Source organism: Pseudomonas sp. NFACC37-1, from assembly GCF_900101575.1.
Taxonomy (GTDB): domain Bacteria; phylum Pseudomonadota; class Gammaproteobacteria; order Pseudomonadales; family Pseudomonadaceae; genus Aquipseudomonas; species Aquipseudomonas fluorescens_AA.
Genome location: NZ_FMUZ01000004.1, coordinates 290,993 through 306,653, shown reverse-complemented (window position 1 = coordinate 306,653; position 15,661 = coordinate 290,993). Strand labels below are relative to the sequence as shown.

Here is a 15,661-nt window from a genome sequence, read left to right as displayed (position 1 = left end):
CTCACGACGCCTCCTTGCTGCGCAACCACTTGTTGGGCAACTGATACATATTGCGCACCACCAGGGAAAACGCCTTCACCGCCAGTGCCGGACGTTGGTCGATGGCCTCCAGGGCCTCTTCGATCATCGCCAGCACATGCCGCAACGCTTCGGGTTCGATATTCAACGGCGGATAGAAGCGCAGCACCGGGCGTTCGGCCTTCTCATTCATCGAATGCCCGGCATGCACGCCACGCTTGCCCAACTCCATGCTCATCAAGGCTTCATAAACCGAGCCACGCAGGCGCAGCCCTGTCATCAAGCCGACACCCGGGACGTCTTCGACAATGTGCGGATAGCGCAGGGCCAGCCGTTGCAGACCGTGGCGCAACACGCCGCCGTTGACCCGGGACAGCTCCACCAGGTTGTTTTGCTCGATGTAATCGATGGCCGCGAGCGCCGACGCGCATGCGACCGGGTGCCCGCCGTTGGTGCGCGTATCCGGCTCGATATCACTGAGGGGGTACTGGGTGGCCAGGCGCTGGCTGTACATGGCACAGGCAAACGAGGTATAGCCGCCGGTCAAGCCCTTGGAGAGAATCATGATGTCGGGCACCACGTCATCGTATTGCACGGCGAACCATTTGCCGCAGCGACCGAAACCGGTCTGGATTTCATCGGCCACCAACAGGGTGCCGGTGGCGTCGCACAGGGCCCGGATGTTGGCCATGTAGCCCACCGGCGGCACCTGCAAATGGGCCCCGCCCAGAATCGGCTCGACGTACACCGCACACACGCCCTCGCCCACGGCCTTCTGCAACGCGGCGAAATCACCATAGGGCACGCAGGTCACGTCGGGAGGATCGATACCATAGCTGCCATGGTTCTGCTGCTGGCCCAGGATGCTCATCGCCGCCAGGGTCTTGCCGTGGTAGGAGCCGCTCATCACCACGATGCCACGCCGTTGGGGCTGGATCCGCAGCACATAGCGCAGGCTCTGCTCGACGGCCTCGGCCCCCGAGACCATGAATTGCACGTCGCCCCACTCCCCCGGCACCAACTGGCACAGTCGCTCGGACAAGGTGTCCTGCAGCGGATGACGCCGGCCTTCCGGCACCCAGGCCAGTTGATTCAATTGCGCCTGCACCCGCTCACGCACCATCGGGTTGCGATGCCCGACGATAAACACCCCGTAGCTGCACGCGCAGTCGATGAAGCGCTTGCCGGTGTGGTCAGTGACATGGATGCCATCGGTCTGCTGTTCGACAGTGGTCTTGCCAAGGCGATACAGCTTGGCCGCCGACGCACTCCAGTGGCGCTGGCAATCGTCCAGCAATTGTTCATGCGGCCTGAGTAAGGACATGGCTTAACGTCTCCTTGATGATGAGTGCGGCACGTTGGATCTGCTCGGGACGTGCAGTGATCGGGCAGCGCAAAATCACTTCGCGGCCACGGGGCGTACTGACATAGACCCCCTGCTGGTAAAGCGCCTCGCACAGCATGGCCGGTTGCAGGTCGTCGGCCAGCGGCAAGCTGACCCAGGCACCGACGGCCACAGCCCCCAATGACGCCAGGGCTTGTGCCAGGTACTGGCCGTTTTCCTGACAGTGCCGGGGCGAGTCGTGGGCTTGCACGTAATCCAGCGCGGCCAGGGCTGCCACACAGGCCATGGGATTACCGGCAGTGGTGCTGCCGTGTTTGGCCGGGCTGCTGCGCCCATAGACCTGCCAGGCCATGTGTTCGCTGCAGGTATAGGTGCCGATGGGAATTGCACTGCCGCCCAGGGGCCCGCCGAGTACAACGATGTCCGGAATCGGACGATAGCGCTGGAAGCCGAACAGCGAACCCAGGCTGCCAAGGCAACTGTGGGTATCGACCGCGATGACCGGTGCCGACGCTTTTGCCGCGCAAGCATGCAATTGCTCGATCAAATCGGCATCGAGCAACTGCAACCGGCCGTTTGCATCCGTGCGGGTATTGCTGTGGCACACCGCGAAGCAATCATTCCAGTCCACCGTGTCCAGGTCAGCCAGGTGACGGATCGCCACCCGCTTGAAGCCCAGGAACGCCTGGACACCCAGGTCGCCCTGCGCGGCATTGAGGCAGCGCCCGTACGTCAGCGAACCGTAGTCGCCGCCCTGGATGAACACGATGGTGTTGCCCTTGGGCTTGAGCCCTTTGCACAACTTCAAGGCGCCCTCGAACGCTTCGTCGCCAGAGCTGCACACATAAGAGCTGGCCAGCGGGGCGGGCAGCAGTTCGGCCAGGCGTCGGCACAAGGCAATCAGCGGTTCGGACATCAGCACCCGATTGGACAGGCCCATGATCTCTGCCTGGCGGGTGACCGCCTCGATCACGGGCGGCACCTGGAAGCCAAACCCGCCGGTCAGGTCAATGATCTGCCGACCCTCGCCGTCGAGGTAGGTCTCGTACTGCCCGCCGATAATCTGTTTGTTGTTTTTCATGAATGCTCTCAGCGATAGCTCAAGGCGTTGAAAATGCGTCGACGCTCGTCGACGATGGTTTCCCGACCGTGCATGACCCGACGGTTATCGATCATCACCATGTCGTGGTCACGCCAGCCAACCGGGTAGGTGTATTGGGCGGAAACCTCAGCGATTTCAGCCAGGAATTCGGCAGGGATCGGCTGCCCGGCCACCGTGTCGATGACCGGCGCCTCGTAATTGAAGGAAGGGCCCAGAATGCTGTTGGCAAAGGCCGGACGTTGGCTGAAGGGGGACGTCAGGATCGCCGACGTGCTGAAGGCGTAATGGATCGAGTCATCGGCCGGGTTGAAGGCAATCAGGGTTTGCGGGTCATCACCGATGATCTGCAACAGATCTTCGATCACGACGGCTGCCGGATCCGACAACGTTGGCGAGTAATGACAGACCAGCCGGCGCCATTTCTCCCCCGCCACGGTGCGGCTGTAGCGAATCGGATTTTCTTCAAAGAACGTGCGGCAGACTGGGGACAGTTTCTCCAGCACCCGTTCGCCATCGCACAGGGTGGTTTGCGAACCCTTGCGCGGTGCTTCCTGGCAATAGAACCAGGTCATGTCCGGCCAGAACGGTGAGTTGCCATTTTCGCAGTGCAGGCCAACCGCCTGGCGCCCGGCGTCCACCAATTGCGCCGCGCCACCGACCATGACCCGGGCTGGGTCCAGGCTCAACCTCGAACTGTTTTGCTTCACGTAGGCACTGAAATCCTCGGCGTTGTGGATACAGTTGCGAAACAGTACGACGCCGTAATGCCCCAGCAACTCATACAACTCAGCCTTGCCCAGGCTGGCGAAGTGGCGCGACTCAACGATGGAGACGTCCGGGTTCTCAAAGTGAAAGGCAGGTGTGCTCATTGGATGCATTCCTTTGCAGCGTGGAAAAAGTCGTGGCGATATCGGCGCGTTTCGGCCGCCCCGTAACGGTGTAGAGTTGCTCGAGCAACGGATCGTCCTGGGTCAACAACCAGAGCCGGTTCGGGCGTTCGATGTCAGAGAAGCGCCCCGCCGACCAGGCGAGCAGTTCATCGCGCGCCGGTGTCGACTCGACGCACAGCAACGCCACCAGGCCGTGCTGCTCATCGAAAAACACCGCTGCGTCGCTCACGCCGGGGTATTTGCGATACTCCAGTTCAACCTGCTCGGGGCTGACGTTGCGGCCATTGGGCAGGCAGATCACGTTCTTCTTGCGCCCGTGCACATAGAGGTAGCCATCGGCATCCAGCGCGCCCAGGTCACCGGTGTCCATCCAGCCGTCGTCCGACATGGAACAGGCACTCGGGTCCGTGCCTGAGTAACCGCTGAACAGCGAGCTGCTCTTGACCTCGATGGTCTGGTCGGCTCCGATGCGCACCTGGACATGGGGCAACGGCTTGCCAACGCTGCCGAGACGCTGCTGTTCGAAGGTATTCACACTGACCACCGACGCGTTCTCCGAAAGCCCATAGCCCTGGTATACCTCAATGCCTTGCTCAGCCAGGCCACGCAGGGCATCGATACTCACCGCCGCGCCGCCGCAGGTGATATGCGCGCCCGATTGCAGGTAACGCGCCAGCCGCTCGCCCTGCTCGCCCCCTTCGTTCAATTGCTCCAGGAAACGATTGATCATGACCGGCGGCACCGTCAGGGCCGTTGGCTGGACTCGCAGGATCCAGTCGACCAGGCGCTGTGCCGACGCCCCTGGCTCGCCGAGCAACGGTTCGTCCGCCGGCAGGAAGTGCACGGTGCCGCCCGCCAGCAGCGGCAGATATGCGGCGGTGACTTGCTCAAGCAGCAGACTCAGGGGTACCAGCGACAGGTAACGGCGATGAGCACCGACCGGCATGCTCTGGCGCAGCGAGGCGAGCACCGTGCCGACCGCCTGGTTGCTCAGGCGCACACCCTTTGGCCGACTGGTGGTGCCCGAGGTGTGAATGATCTTGCAGATCCAGTCACCCTCGCCGTCCGGCAGCCGCAGCAAAGGCTGTTCGATCACCGGCTCGTTGAGGCGGCGCAGGCGACTGTCGGCAAAATTCAGCTTCCAGCGCTGCGCCAGCGTTCGCTGCCCTGCCGCATCCACCAGAAATCCATCGCAGCGTGATGCCAGGTGTTCGGCCTGGGATTGACTGAACGCCAGTGGCAGCGGCAGTGCGGTGATCCCGGCGAACAGACAGGCCAGGTCGGCGACCAGCCAGTCGCTGCTGTTGCGCGTCGCAATCCCCAACACCACACGATCGCCATAGGCCGGCTCAGGGAAACGTCGCTGCAGCTCGGCTGCCAGGTTAAGGGCCCGGTGCTCCAGTTCGCCATAGGTCAGCGTCACCGACTCCGTGCCTGAATCCAACCAGTCCACCGCACAGACGGCCTGGCGATTGTCTTGCAACGCCCGTTGTAGCTGAGAGATAAACCCGCCGTTCATGGCTGCGCCCTCGCCATGACATCGCCGGGCAGTTGAGTGAATGAAGTATTGAGCGTCATGGCGGCGAAACGTGAACGTTGCGGGTCGACCCGGATGAAACCGGTGACGGGCAACTTGGCGTAATAGCTTCCCCAATTCTTGCCGCCGTCGTCGGCCAGGCGCGTTGGGTCTGCGGTCAGCAGGGGCTCGAAATCGATCTGGCAACTTTCCATCATTTGCCGGACGCGAGGTGTCACGGTGCACAACAGGTAATGCCCGCCCATGCACCAGGCCAACAACGGAATCATATTGACCAGGATCATTCCGGCCGTCAGGTGATGGGAGACCAGATTGCCGATTTCGACAATGTTCGAGCGCTCGATGGTTTTCTCGAAACGCTGGGACAAAATCTCGTCGATGGGCTGCGTCAGGTATTGCTCGGAAAACAGTATGCGGTGATCGGCAAAAGTAATACCGGCGCAGGCAAGAATACGATCCGCCGGATCCTGAGTAACCGCAAAGTACTGCGGATTCGGTTCAACCGAGGCCGAATAAGAACTTCGAAATTTATCCCTTACAACTTCTGTGGCTTGCACCCATAACGGTGTCTTAGTTTCTGCGACACGTATTTGCATATCGTCCTCCTCCGTCCATGTACAGGATTTCTACAAAAAGCGAGGCGAGCATATTGGGGAAATTTCCTACAGGCCATTTAAAAAATAAAATGCTTCCGCTAATATATAAATAAACGTCCCTGTCATAAAAACCGGGGATACTAGCCAACGGAATGCGCCAAGAAGGATCTTATGCTCAATAGTAATATGCTTAGAAAGCTGGATATGCAGGACTTGATGGTGTTTGTCGCGGTGTACGAGCAGAGCAGCGTCACCGAGGTGTCCGAAGCCCTGTGTGTCAGCCAGTCAACCGTAAGCTATTGCCTGAAGAAGCTGCGCACGAGCTTTGAAGATGAACTTTTTGTTAATACCCGTAGTGGCATGTTGCCGACAAGCAAAGCCACAGCCATGTACCCTCACATACTTAGTATCCTCAAGACAATAAACACATGCCACTCTGGTATTCCGGCATTCGATCCGACCCAGAAAGAGATAACCTTCAATGTCTGCGCACCGGAATACTTTGAACTCCTTATCCTACCTAAACTGGTCAAACGCTTTATTGGCAGCCGCTTCCCGGTCATCATTAATATCACTAAGTTTCACAGGGATATTCCAGCCGATGAGTTGATGGAGGGGCGCTTCGATCTGGTTATTTGTTTTGGCCCGAACTTCCATCGCGGCGTCAAGGGACTGCGCTCGCAAGTACTACTGGAAGATGAACTGGTTTGCGTGGTCGATAAGAACTTCACATTGGCGGAAGAGGCGTTCAGCCTGGAAACGTTCGTCGCCTGCCAGCACGTTTTTCCGACACCCTGGACATCCGACACCAACATGATCGATGGATGGCTCGCCCGGCAAGGCTATAACCGCCAAATTGTCGCTCGAGCCAACAGCTACGTAGCGGCATTGAACATGATCGCCGGTACCGACTTCATCCTGACCTTGCCGCGACGCATTCAAGCGCTGACCTGCGACAAGAACACGTTCGGCCACCGTCGCCCACCGGCAGGCCTACCGAACTTCACGCTGGACATGATGTGGAGCGAAAAACCGAGCCAGGACAGCGCCAACAGCTGGTTTCGCGAACAGATCATCAAGGTTTGTGCCGAGGACGGCCTGCTTTGACCCACCAAGAATCGCTCGAGTCGTCGAGCGGTTCTGGTTCTGACTTTTCATCAGGCAAAAAAAAATCCGGAAATCCGCACTTTCGTGGGCCTTCCAGACTTTTAAAACAGCTAAAAATGGTGGGTCGTGTGGGATTCGAACCTACGACCAATTGGTTAAAAGCCAACTGCTCTACCAACTGAGCTAACGACCCGCTGTGTGGTGGCGCGTATAATACTGATTTCTAAGGACTATTCAACACTTAATTTGAAATAAATCAAAAATAACGGGTTGGATCGCTCACACCCGCCGCCGCGAAGCCTTCTGCACGCAGGCGGCAGCTGTCGCATTTGCCGCAAGCACGGCCCTGATCGTCGGCCTGATAGCAGGAAACGGTGAGTCCGTAGTCCACGCCAAGCTTCACGCCCGCCTTGACGATGTCGGCCTTGCTGAGATTCTGCAACGGCGCCTGGATGCGGAAACCCTGCCCTTCCACGCCGGCCTTGGTCGCCAGGTTGGCCATGCGCTCGAACGCTTCGACGAACTCAGGACGGCAATCCGGGTAGCCGGAATAATCCACGGCATTGACGCCAATGAAAATGTCACGGGCGCCCAGCACTTCAGCCCAGCCCAACGCCAGGGACAGGAACACCGTATTACGCGCAGGCACATAGGTCACCGGAATGCCCTCGCCAGGCGCCTCGGGCACGTCGATGGAACTGTCGGTCAGGGCCGAGCCACCGATGCCGTTGAGGTTCAGGCCTATCACTTTGTGTTCCACCACACCCAAGTCCCGGGCAACCCGCTCTGCGGCCTGCAATTCAGCGCGGTGGCGCTGGCCATAGTCGAAACTCATGGTGTAGCAGCGGTAGCCTTCGGCACAGGCCATGGCCACGACCGTGGCCGAATCCAGGCCACCGGACAACAGGATGACCGCACGTTTTTCAGCCATGTTCGAATGTTCAGTCATCTCAGCGCCCCGGCTCGTCGTTCCAAAGATATTTATGCAGCTGCAGTTGCAGGCGCACCGGCAAGTTATCCGCCACCACCCAATCCGCCAGATCCCGGGCACTCAAATCGTGATGGCTCGGCGACAACAACACTTCGCCCGCCCGCTGGTCGAGCCCGTACTGGATCAACTTGGACACGGCCCAGTCGTAATCCTCCCGCGAACAGATCACGAACTTGACCTGATCGTTGGGTGTCAGCAGTTCGATATTCTCATAGCGGTTGCGGTGCGCTTCCTTGGAGCCTGGGGTTTTCAGGTCCACGACGCGACTGACGCGCGGGTCGACGGCCGAGATATCCAAGGCGCCGCTGGTTTCCAGCGAAACCTCGTAACCGGCATCACATAGCTGCTTGAGCAAGGGGATGGCGTTGGGTTGCGCCAAGGGCTCGCCGCCCGTGACACAGACATAACGCGGACGATAACTGGCCACTTGCTCCAGGATATCGTCGAGGGTTCGCACGGTGCCGCCACTGAAGGCGTAGGCGCTGTCACAGTATTGGCAACGCAACGGACAACCGGTGAGGCGCACGAATACCGTGGGCAGCCCAGCCGTTCGCGTTTCACCCTGCAACGAGTGAAAAACTTCGGTGATTCTCAATGTGTCTTGCATAGTCGCCACGGGCGTAACAGCTAAACAGGCTGTCCGCCTCCGTCAGGCACTTCAAGGAACCCCGCCAACGCGCAGATCCCAAAAAGCGTGTTTCATAAAAAGGGCGTGAATTCTAACGAAAAAACCCGCGACAGGCGCGGGTTTCTTCAAAACAGATCAAACCGGCTTACATGCGTTGCAGATCACGCTGGGCCAACTGAGCCGCGGATGTACCCGGATATTGGGCCACCACCTGCTGCAGAATGCCTTTCACCTTGTCAGCGTGACCGAGACGGCGCTCGACGTCAGCCAGCTTGTACAGCGAATCCGGCACCTTGGCATGCTTGGGATACAGCTGCGAAACCTTGGCGAACGCCTGGCCGGCACCTTGCAGGTCGCCCTTGGCCAGGTTCACTTCGCCCAGCCAGTATTGGGCATTGCCCGCGTACTGGCTGTTTGGGTATTTGCGCAGGAAAGCGGCAAAGGCCTGGCTGGCCTTGTCGAAATCCTTGGCCTTGATCAGGTCGAAGGCAGCATCGTAGTAGAGCTTTTCCTTCGCCGGATCAGCCGGCTCGCCACCGGCGGCAGGTGCTGCTGGAGCAGCTGCCCCCGCGCCTGCGGCTGCACCGGGGGCGTTCAAGTCGCCACCGGCTGGAGAATTCTCAGGAGTCGCGGCAGGTGCAACGCCGGATCCTATGCGCCGATCAAGATCCTGGTATCGCTCCAGGCTTTCCTGCTTCATGCGCGAAATATCATTTTGCAGTTCTTCGATCACACCCTGTTGGCGCGAGATCTGATCCTGCATTTGCTGCAGTTGGTTGAACAGCTGGCCCTGTGCCGAGACAGGGGCCGAAACCCCTCCCCCGGCATAGGCGCCGCTCGTACCGTAACCTGCAGGCGGATAGCTGCTCCCGCTATTGTTATAGCCGGCATCGTTATCGACCACAGGAACCGCAGCCCACGCCGCAAGCGGCGCGAGGCTGAGAGCCAGAACAGTTACAGCACGACGGCACGTTCGCATGACGAATTACTTACGCAGTTCGACGCGACGGTTTTGAGCCCAGGACTGCTCGTCGTTGCCGGTGGCAACTGGACGCTCTTCGCCGTAGGAAACCAGTTCCAGCTGAGCTGGGGAAACACCTTGCAGTACCAGGTAGCGCTGAACGGCTTTCGCACGACGCTCGCCCAGTGCCATGTTGTACTCACGAGTACCACGTTCGTCGGTGTTGCCTTCCAGAACAACGCGAGCGCCGTTCGCTTTCAGGTCCTTGGCGTGAACGTCCAGAGCGCGCATGGCTTCTGGCTTCAGGTCCGAGCTGTCGTATTCGAAGTAGAAGGTGGTGATTGCGCGCAGAGCAGCTTCTTCGCTCAGGGAGCCGTCAACTGCACCAGTGTTAGCGCCGTAACCAGCGTTTGGATCAACAGCGCCTTCACCGGCATTGTCGCCGCCTTTGGACGAGCAACCTACAGCTACAGCCATGGCCAGAGCCAGCGCAGCAAATTTACCAAACTTCAGCATTTCCATCGTGAAACTCCTAATGAACCCCAGTGTGTTAAGTAAAACGTATTGCGCCGCGTCAGTTCAGGTAAGGGGACCAGGACGGTTCTCTGACTTCGCCTTGTGCGGTAGGAAGCGGGAGCCTCACGCGTCCATTAATGGACACGAGCATCAAGACTCCCCGGCCCTGCTGGCGGGTGGCGTAGATTACCATGGTGCCGTTGGGCGCAACAGTGGGTGACTCGTCCAGAGTGCTATCAGTGAGGATTTTTACACTTCCGCGCTGCAAATCCTGGGCCGCCACCTTGAAATTGGTGAAACCGTCCTGGCGATGGATCATCACCAGGGTCTTTTCGTCCGCCGACAGTTTAGGGTTGGCGTTGTAGTTACCGACGAAAGTCACGCGCTCGGCACCGCCGCCACCGGCGCTGGTCTTGTAGATCTGAGGCTTGCCGCCACGGTCGGAGGTGAAGTAGATGGTCGAGCCATCCTTGCCCCAGAAAGGCTCGGTGTTGATGCCCGGGCCGTTGGTGACGCGGGAGATCGAGCGCGAAGCCAGGTTCATCACATAGATGTCCGGGTTACCGTCCTTGGACAGCACGAACGCCAGGCGCGAACCGTCCGGCGACCAGGCTGGCGCGCCGTTCAGGCCTTCGAAGTTGGTGATCTGCTCACGACGACCGGTGTCGATGTGCTGCACGAAAATACGCGGACGCTTCTGCTCGAACGAGACATAGGCGATGCGCTTGCCATCGGGGGCAAAGCGCGGCGACAGGATCGGCTCGCGCGATTGCAGCAGAGTCACCGCACGGGCGCCGTCATAGTCGGAACGCTGCAGGGTGTAGCGGGTGTTGTTCTCGGAGAAACGCTCGGCCGTCACGTAGAGCATGCGAGTGGAGAACGCGCCCTTGATACCGGTGAGTTTCTCGAACGACTGGTCGGCGATGTAGTGCGCCATGTCGCGCAGTTGATCGACGCTGCCCGACACGCTGCCGGTCAGCACTTGCTGCTCGGTGGCGACGTTGAACAGGGCGTACTGCACCTGCAGGCGACCGCCGGCCGGAACGATGCTGCCGACCATGATGTACTGGGCGCCCAGGGCCTTCCAGTCACGGTAGATGACTTCGCTGGCCTGGGTTGGCAGGCTGATCATGTTCTGTTTCGGAATCGGCGCGTAGTAACCCGAGTTGCGCAGGTCGTTGCCGATGATTTCCGCCATGTCGTCCGGCAGGACGTTACCGCCCTGCCAGCCGAACGGTACGACGGCGATCGGGGTGGCCCGGTCGCTGCCGCTGGTGACCAGGATGTTCTTTTCCTCTGCTACCGCTATCCCTGCCAGGCAGCAGATAACGACCAGCATTGATCGAAGAAGGTTTCTCACAAGGCTAGATCCTCAGGTGTGAATGTCATCTTGAATGAACGATAGGGAGCAAAGTCGCTCGGTTTCATTCCTTGCATTTCCGTCAAACGCCCAATGTTCTTGACCGCTGCGACCGCCGAAGCGTCGAACGGACCGTCACCGCTGGACTTGGCGACGCTGACCGAGGTAACCGTACCGTCGGGCAACATGCCGATTTGCAATACTACCGTCATGCCTTTGCGCGCCGAAGGTGGGCGAGCCCAACCTTCCGCCGCCCGGGCGCGAATCAGATCATCGTAGCTGCCGGCAACCTCATCACCCTGCTCATCGGCCAAGGCCTGCTGGCGCTCCGGCGTGTCGGAAAGCAAATCTGCCAAGGCCTGGGCCTTTTTGTCTTCGGCGGACTTACGCGCTGCGTCCTGGGCCTTTTTCTTGGCGGCGTCGGCGGCGGCTTTCTTCTTCGCGTCTTCGGCGACTTTCTTTTTCGCCTCTTCAGCTTCAGCTTTTTTCTTGGCGTCTTCGGCCGCTTTCTTCTTGGCGTCCTCGACGATCTTTTTCTTCGCTTCTTCAGCGGCCGCTTTCTTGGCCTCTTCTTCAGCGGCTTTCTTGGCTTCTTCTTCGGCTTTCTTCTTGGCTATATCAGCCAATTGTTTCTCTTCTGCCTTTTTGGCCTCGGCTTTCTTCGCGTCGTCGGCTTTCTTGGCTTCATCAGCCTTTTTCGCCTCGTCCGCTTTTTTCGCCTCATCGGCCTTCTTGGCTTCCTCGGCCTTTTGAGCCGCTTCCTCTTTCTTTTGTTCCGCGGCCTTTATCGCTTCCTGCTCGACCTTCTTCTGTTCCATCTGCTCGACTTCAGTCTGGCGCGCGGCGGATTTCTTCGCCTCACCGGCAAGCTTCTGGTTCGTCTGGGTCGTCGCCTGGCTTTTCGACTTGAGCTGGTACAACGTCGCCTGCACGATCGGCTTGGCCGGCGGCAACTCCGGGGTCATGGCAAAACTGACGAACAGCATGCCGAACACCAGCACATGCAGGCCGATGGCCAGGACACTGGGCCAGAAGTAGCTTTCCGAGGCGGACGGCTCTCGCTGTTGCTGCATCAGGGGGCCTCGGTGATCAAGCCAACATTACCGACCCCGGCTTTCTGCAGGCCGCCCATGGCGCCCATCACGGCACCGTAGTCGACGGTCTTGTCGCCACGAATGAAGACCTGGGTGCGCTTGCCGGCATCGTTGCCGACGCGAATGATCTTGGTCACCGCATCGGTCATCTGCGGCAAGGTCATGGCCCGGTCCTGCTGCTTCTCGGTGTCCACTTCACTGCCAAGGTTCCAGTAGTAGGTCTTGTCAGCCTTGATCGAAATGGTCAGTACCTGGGTGTTGTTGTCCTGCGGCAAGGCTTCGCTGGAAACCTTGGGCAGATCGACCTTCACGCCCTGATTGAGCATCGGCGCGGTCACCATGAAGATGACCAGCAGCACCAACATCACGTCGATGTAGGGCACCACGTTCATCTCGGCGACCGGCTTGCGCTTTTTTCGGGCTCGAGCGATTAAAGCCATTGGGAAATACCTGCTTATTCTTCGCTGGTGTGCACTTTACGGTGCAGGATCGCCTGGAATTCATCGGCGAAGGTGTAGTAACGGCCAGTCAGCATCTCGCTGCGGGCGGCGAAGCGGTTGTAGGCGATAACGGCCGGGATGGCCGCGAACAGACCGATGGCGGTGGCGATCAGTGCCTCGGCGATGCCCGGGGCCACGGTGGCGAGGGTCGCTTGCTGGGCGGAAGCCAGGCCACGGAAGGAGTTCATGATCCCCCACACGGTACCGAACAGACCGATGTACGGGCTGACCGAGCCAACGGTGGCCAGGAACGACAGGCCCTGCTCGAGCTTTTCTTCCTCGCGGGAAATGGCGACGCGCATGGCACGGGCCACGCCTTCCATCACCGCCTCAGGGTCGACGCCCGGCTGCTGGCGCAGGCGAGAGAACTCCTTGAAACCGGCACGGAAGATCTGCTCGACGCCCGAGTCCGGGTCCGGGTTGCTGCCGGCCTGGCGATAGAGCTTGGACAGGTCGATGCCGGACCAGAAGCGCTCTTCGAAGCTCTCCAGGGCGCGACGACCGGCGCGCAGCATGTTGCTGCGCTGAAAGATCATGATCCATGAGGTCACCGATGCGGCTACCAGGGTCAGCATTACCAGTTGCACCACGACGCTGGCATTGCTGACCAGGCTCCACATGGAGGAATGGTCGACGACGTTAGCTTCCACGCTTTATCTCCTGCTCTGAGTGTGTACCCGCGCCGCTCACGCCGGCAAAGGCCGCACGTAGAGCTTCGGGAATGGCCCGGGGTTTCAAACTATGGGTGCGCACACAGGCCACCAAAAACTGCCCTTCGCAGAGCAGCACGTTATCCGTAGCCCGCCTGACCTGCTGCTTGAAGCGCAGGCTGACACGGTTCAATTCGATGACATCGGCACTTACCACCAGTTCGTCGTCCAGTCGCGCCGGCGCGTGGTAACGCGCTTCGCTGGAATGCACGACGAATAACAGGTCCTCCCCTGCCAGCGCGGATTGGGCAAAACCCAGTTCCCGCAGCCGTTCGGTTCGAGCCCGTTCCATAAACTTGAGGTAATTGACGTAGTAGACGATGCCGCCAGCATCGGTGTCCTCGTAATAAACGCGACAGCGATGTGCGAACGACTCCAGCCCGTTTTGCGCGCGCATACTCTAGTGCTTACTCCTCAGGTTGCCAATCGGCCAGGCAACTGTTTTTTCATTCTCGAACGCATTGACGCTCCAGGCGTCGTCTGGGACAGCACGAACCGGAAAAAAGTCGGCGTACAGAGCTCGTTCAATCGTCCACGGCATCGAGGAATTCGTCTACCACCGGCATCTCGCCCATTCGTGTCGGGATGTTTAAGCCAAAGTGCAGATAAGCATGACGGGTCACCACGCGCCCGCGAGGCGTGCGCATGATGTAGCCCTGTTGGATCAGGTACGGTTCCAGCACATCTTCAATGGTGTGGCGCTCTTCGCTGATGGCCGCCGCCAGGCTGTCCACGCCCACCGGGCCACCGTCGAACTTCTCGATCATGGTCAGCAGCAGGCGCCGGTCCTGGTGGTCGAAACCACGTTCGTCGATGTCCAGCAGGTTCAGCGCCAGGTCGGCAATCGGCTTGGTGATGTGGCCCTTGGCCCGGACTTCGGCAAAATCCCGCACCCGGCGCAGCAAGCGGTTGGCGATCCGCGGCGTCCCCCGGGCACGCCGGGCGATCTCATAAGCACCGTCCGGGTCCAGCGGCAACCCGAGGATGCCCGCCGAACGGCTGACAATCGTCGCCAGGTCGGCGTTGTTGTAGAACTCCAGGCGCTGGACGATACCGAAACGGTCCCGCAGCGGGTTGGTCAGCATGCCGGCGCGGGTGGTGGCACCCACCAGGGTGAAGGGCGGCAGGTCCAGCTTGATGGAGCGCGCCGCCGGCCCTTCGCCAATCATGATGTCGAGCTGGAAATCTTCCATGGCCGGGTACAGCACTTCCTCGACGATCGGCGACAACCGATGGATTTCGTCGATGAAGAGTACGTCATGGGGCTCAAGGTTGGTCAGCAACGCCGCCAGGTCGCCCGGCCGTTCAAGCACCGGCCCCGACGTGCTCTTGATCGAGACGCCCATTTCCTGGGCAATGATGTTGGCCAGGGTGGTCTTGCCCAGGCCCGGCGGGCCGAAGATCAAGGTGTGGTCCAGCGACTCGCTGCGCCCACGGGCCGCCTGGATGAACAGCTCCATCTGCTCGCGCACGGTCGGTTGGCCGATGTAGTCGGCCAGGCTGACAGGACGAATCGCGCGGTCCTGGATTTCCTCGCGGTCACGGGGTACGCCCGTGGCGGCGATCAGACGGTCAGCTTCAATCACTTAAATCATTCCCTTCAGGGCACGGCGAATCATGTCTTCGGTACTCAGGCCTTTTTCCTTGATGGCGGAAATCGCCTTGCTGGCCTCCTGCGGCTTGTAGCCCAGGGAGATCAGCGCGGTGACTGCATCGTTTTCGGCGCTGACCGCCGGCACCGGCGCGTCCGGCTGGTTCGGCACCAAGGCGAACATCGCCGGCACCGCCTCCCAGGCCTTGAAGCGGTCCTTGAGTTCGACCAGCAGGCGCTCGGCGGTTTTCTTGCCCACCCCAGGCACCTTGGTCAGCGCCGAGGTGTCCTGGGACTGCACGCAGCGCACCAGTTCGTCGACTTCCAGGCTCGACATCAAGGCCAGGGCCAATTTCGGGCCGACGCCATTGAGACGGATCAACTCGCGGAAGAAATCCCGCTCGCGCTTGCCGACGAAACCATAGAGTAACTGCGCATCCTCGCGCACGACCAAATGGGTGTGCAGGGTCAGCGGCTCGCCGACCGACGGCAAGCGATACAGCGTGGTCATGGGCACTTCCAGCTCATAACCCAGGCCATTTACATCCAGAATCAGGTGCGGCGGCTGTTTTTCAGCCAGGGTGCCGCGCAAGCGTCCAATCACGTTTCAGATCCTTGGGTGTTGGCCAGCCCGCGGGCTGGCGAGTAACAGCCCGGGCAGGAAGGCCGACGACACAGGCGCAAGATGCTCGGGCTCACGAAGATTGCGCTGATG

At 60.0% G+C, this 15,661-nt stretch carries 17 protein-coding genes and 1 tRNA gene; 1 reads left to right on the top strand and 17 read right to left on the bottom strand.

Annotated elements, in window-relative coordinates:
- Position 1: 1 nt before the first annotated feature.
- Genes BLP82_RS07640 through BLP82_RS07620 form a run of 5 tightly spaced genes read right to left on the bottom strand, consistent with a single transcriptional unit; the run spans position 2 to position 5,488 of the window.
- Complete coding sequence (locus BLP82_RS07640) at positions 2 to 1,342, bottom strand: aspartate aminotransferase family protein (RefSeq protein ID WP_092166431.1); 1,341 nt, start codon at positions 1,340 to 1,342, stop codon at positions 2 to 4.
- Positions 1,320 to 2,444 (bottom strand): aminotransferase class III-fold pyridoxal phosphate-dependent enzyme, encoded by a 1,125-nt coding sequence (locus BLP82_RS07635; RefSeq protein WP_092166420.1) that lies wholly within the window; start codon positions 2,442 to 2,444, stop codon positions 1,320 to 1,322. The genes BLP82_RS07640 and BLP82_RS07635 overlap by 23 nt, the downstream gene beginning before the upstream one ends.
- 8 nt (positions 2,445 to 2,452) lie before the next feature.
- On the bottom strand, positions 2,453 to 3,334 hold the full coding sequence (locus BLP82_RS07630; protein ID WP_092166419.1) for a TauD/TfdA family dioxygenase: 882 nt from the start codon (positions 3,332 to 3,334) through the stop codon (positions 2,453 to 2,455).
- Positions 3,309 to 4,874, bottom strand: coding sequence for an AMP-binding protein (locus tag BLP82_RS07625; protein WP_092166417.1), 1,566 nt, complete (start codon positions 4,872 to 4,874; stop codon positions 3,309 to 3,311). The genes BLP82_RS07630 and BLP82_RS07625 overlap by 26 nt, the downstream gene beginning before the upstream one ends.
- Complete coding sequence (locus BLP82_RS07620) at positions 4,871 to 5,488, bottom strand: thermostable hemolysin (protein WP_060740904.1); 618 nt, start codon at positions 5,486 to 5,488, stop codon at positions 4,871 to 4,873. The genes BLP82_RS07625 and BLP82_RS07620 overlap by 4 nt, the downstream gene beginning before the upstream one ends.
- 171 nt (positions 5,489 to 5,659) lie before the next feature.
- Between BLP82_RS07620 and BLP82_RS07615 the strand changes: the two genes are divergently transcribed.
- On the top strand, positions 5,660 to 6,595 hold the full coding sequence (locus tag BLP82_RS07615) for a LysR family transcriptional regulator (RefSeq protein ID WP_092166415.1): 936 nt from the start codon (positions 5,660 to 5,662) through the stop codon (positions 6,593 to 6,595).
- Positions 6,596 to 6,712: 117 nt separating this feature from the next.
- Here BLP82_RS07615 and BLP82_RS07610 read toward each other — a convergent pair.
- The 12 genes from BLP82_RS07610 to ruvA form a co-directional block, all read right to left on the bottom strand.
- Positions 6,713 to 6,788 (bottom strand) — tRNA-Lys (locus BLP82_RS07610).
- A 63-nt stretch (positions 6,789 to 6,851) separates the two neighbouring features.
- On the bottom strand, positions 6,852 to 7,526 hold the full coding sequence (gene queC, locus BLP82_RS07605; protein ID WP_170842283.1) for a 7-cyano-7-deazaguanine synthase QueC: 675 nt from the start codon (positions 7,524 to 7,526) through the stop codon (positions 6,852 to 6,854).
- 19 nt (positions 7,527 to 7,545) lie between these two features.
- Positions 7,546 to 8,193: a 7-carboxy-7-deazaguanine synthase QueE gene (gene queE, locus BLP82_RS07600; RefSeq protein WP_072348921.1), complete on the bottom strand. Its 648-nt coding sequence runs from the start codon at positions 8,191 to 8,193 to the stop codon at positions 7,546 to 7,548.
- 166 nt (positions 8,194 to 8,359) lie between these two features.
- Positions 8,360 to 9,193, bottom strand: a complete 834-nt coding sequence (gene ybgF / locus BLP82_RS07595) for a tol-pal system protein YbgF (protein ID WP_092166411.1) — start codon at positions 9,191 to 9,193, stop codon at positions 8,360 to 8,362.
- A 6-nt stretch (positions 9,194 to 9,199) separates the two neighbouring features.
- Positions 9,200 to 9,697, bottom strand: a complete 498-nt coding sequence (pal, locus tag BLP82_RS07590; protein WP_003178634.1) for a peptidoglycan-associated lipoprotein Pal — start codon at positions 9,695 to 9,697, stop codon at positions 9,200 to 9,202.
- A 52-nt stretch (positions 9,698 to 9,749) separates the two neighbouring features.
- Entirely contained in the window at positions 9,750 to 11,051 is a 1,302-nt protein-coding gene (gene tolB, locus BLP82_RS07585; RefSeq protein ID WP_063324614.1) for a Tol-Pal system beta propeller repeat protein TolB, read from the bottom strand.
- Positions 11,048 to 12,124 (bottom strand): cell envelope integrity protein TolA, encoded by a 1,077-nt coding sequence (gene tolA / locus BLP82_RS07580; RefSeq protein ID WP_072408783.1) that lies wholly within the window; start codon positions 12,122 to 12,124, stop codon positions 11,048 to 11,050. The genes tolB and tolA overlap by 4 nt, the downstream gene beginning before the upstream one ends.
- The gene (tolR, locus tag BLP82_RS07575; protein ID WP_161798348.1) at positions 12,124 to 12,576 is read right to left on the bottom strand and encodes a protein TolR; all 453 of its coding nucleotides are present in this window, start codon (positions 12,574 to 12,576) and stop codon (positions 12,124 to 12,126) included. Before tolR ends, tolA begins: the two co-directional genes overlap by 1 nt.
- Before the next feature lie 23 nt (positions 12,577 to 12,599).
- The gene (gene tolQ / locus BLP82_RS07570) at positions 12,600 to 13,295 is read right to left on the bottom strand and encodes a protein TolQ (RefSeq protein WP_014339916.1); all 696 of its coding nucleotides are present in this window, start codon (positions 13,293 to 13,295) and stop codon (positions 12,600 to 12,602) included.
- Entirely contained in the window at positions 13,285 to 13,752 is a 468-nt protein-coding gene (gene ybgC / locus BLP82_RS07565) for a tol-pal system-associated acyl-CoA thioesterase (RefSeq protein WP_003205037.1), read from the bottom strand. The genes tolQ and ybgC overlap by 11 nt, the downstream gene beginning before the upstream one ends.
- A gap of 127 nt (positions 13,753 to 13,879) precedes the next feature.
- A complete protein-coding gene (gene ruvB, locus BLP82_RS07560; protein WP_092166409.1) occupies positions 13,880 to 14,941 on the bottom strand; it encodes a Holliday junction branch migration DNA helicase RuvB in 1,062 nt (353 codons plus the stop codon).
- Entirely contained in the window at positions 14,942 to 15,550 is a 609-nt protein-coding gene (ruvA, locus tag BLP82_RS07555; RefSeq protein WP_053124616.1) for a Holliday junction branch migration protein RuvA, read from the bottom strand.
- Between the last annotated feature and the right edge of the window lie 111 nt (positions 15,551 to 15,661).